A 1958-nucleotide genomic window follows, 5' to 3' on the forward strand; every position below is an offset into this window, starting at 1 on the left:
GCGATGTTGAACCGGCGCCAGCCGGCGAGCTTGGGGGTGTCGAACTTCTGCTCGACCTTCTTGCCGGGGACGTCGAAGTGCAGCAGGAACAGGTCCAGCCGGATCGGGCCGACGTAGAACTGCAGCGACAGCCGGATCACCGGGAACACACCCAGGATCCGGTTCTTCTTGGTCTCGGCGTGGTTGAGCGTCGGGGTGTCCAGGACGGTGGCGTGGCCGAGGTCGCCGGCGGAGATCTTGAGGCCGATGCCGAACAGGCCGCCGTGGAAGTCGAACTCGGGGCCGAACGCGGGGTGCATGAGCGGTTCGGCGGCGGTGAAGGCTCGGTTGTACTTCAGGGCTCCGAGGAAGGCGCCGACCCGGCCGGCCCAGGACCAGACGGCGGCGATTCGGCCGCCGAGGCCGCCGGGTACGGCGCCGGCCTGTTTGGCGGCGTCCCAGGCGTCCTTGCGTGCCTTCCAGGCGGCGCTGGCGTCCTTGAACACCAGCTTGAGGCGCAGCAGTTGGGTGAACCGGCCGGGGTCACCCAGCTTGAAGTGCAGGAGTTGGGTGAACCCGGCCTTTTCGAGGATGGGCCCGAGGAACGGCAGCTTCTGCAGCAGGGTCTGCAGGCCGGTGGTGTAGATGCGGTGCTCGACGATGAACTGGGCGTTCCAGGCTCTGGCCCAGGCCCACAGCGACACCGTGGCGGCACCGACCCCGGCCAGCAGGCCGACCGGGCCGGCGGCGGTCATCGCCGCCCACACCCCGGCGACGAAGCCGAGCGGGCCGACCAGCCGCACCGCGGCCCGGATCAGCTCTCGCGTTGTCGGCGCCCGGGGCTGGCGCGGGGTCCACCAGGCCCGCAGGCCCACCACCGCCGACACCGCTGCCAGGCCGACGCCCAGCGCGGTGGCCACCGGACCGGCGCCGAAGACCAGCAGGGCCGCGCCGCCGGCCAGCCCCAGCCGCGACCCCACCCGCAACCAGGTCCGCGCCGCACCGGGCTCCAGCCGGGCGCGCCAGCCCACCCGTGCCACCCAGCCCGCGAGCCGGGCGCCCCGGCCGGGCGTCCGGGGGCCGGGCAGCGCGGCGACCCGGTCCCGGGGCAGGCCGCTGACGTGCGCGATGACCCGCACCGGCACGCCGGCGCGTCGGGCCCGGGTCGCCGCGGCGGTGACCCACCGGGCGTGCCGGGCTCGGGTCGCCTCGACGTGCTCGGCGGCGCCGTCCCGCGCGTCCAACGCCCGGTGCAGCGCGTCGTCCAGCGCCGTGACCGCGTCACCGGCGGCGGCCACCAACTGATCGGCGGTCACCCCCGGGGTCGCGAGCGCGGCCGCGAGCGCGGCTGGCGGTTCGGCGGCCTCCGGGTTGGCCAGCCGCGCGCGCACCAGCGCGGGGGAGACCCGCAGCGCGGTGGCGAGATCGGCGACGACCTGGTCCTCGGACCGGCCGGCGGCGCGCAGCGGCCCGGCCAGCGCCGAGGCCCAGGCCAGCCGCTCGGCCAGCCGCGCCCGGCTCGACCGGACCGCCGCGCGGGCGCCGCGCTCGGCCTCGGCGGCCCTTGCCAGCACGCGATCGGCGGAACGCACGCTCGCGCGGAGCTGCCTGTTCGCCCGGTGCATCGGCCACCAGCCGAGTACGCCGGCGGCGGCGACCGCGTGTGGGTCGATGCCGTGGTGCGCGGCGACCACCGCGGCCACGCCGAGGGCGATCGCGCCGATTGCCATGGCGGCGGTGGCCCATCTCGGTGTGGCCAGGCCGGTCAGCGCGTCGCGGATTCGCTGCCACAGCGGTGGGGCGCGTGGCTGGGCGTCGGTTCGTCCCGGTGTGGAGTGCCCGGTGCGGAACTGGGTGGTGGAGGACGAGCCGGTGGACCCGGTGCCGCTCTGGTCGGGCTTGTTCGCCGCCGAGGGTGAGCCACCGCCGGCCGGCCCGGCCGCGCCACCACCCGCGCTCGGCCCACCGCCGCTCGGGCC

1 protein-coding gene is annotated in these 1958 nt (G+C 76.4%); it reads right to left on the reverse strand.

Features of this window, described 5'->3' with window-relative positions; translation table 11 throughout:
• A partial coding sequence (locus N912_RS64970) for a hypothetical protein (protein ID WP_211261665.1) occupies positions 1-1709 on the reverse strand: 1709 nt, incomplete at its 3' end.
• Positions 1710-1958: the final 249 nt, after the last annotated feature.

Origin of the sequence: Actinospineispora acaciae DSM 45401, from assembly GCF_000620785.1 — a bacterium.
GTDB classification, from domain to species: Bacteria; Actinomycetota; Actinomycetes; order Mycobacteriales; family Pseudonocardiaceae; genus Pseudonocardia; species Pseudonocardia acaciae.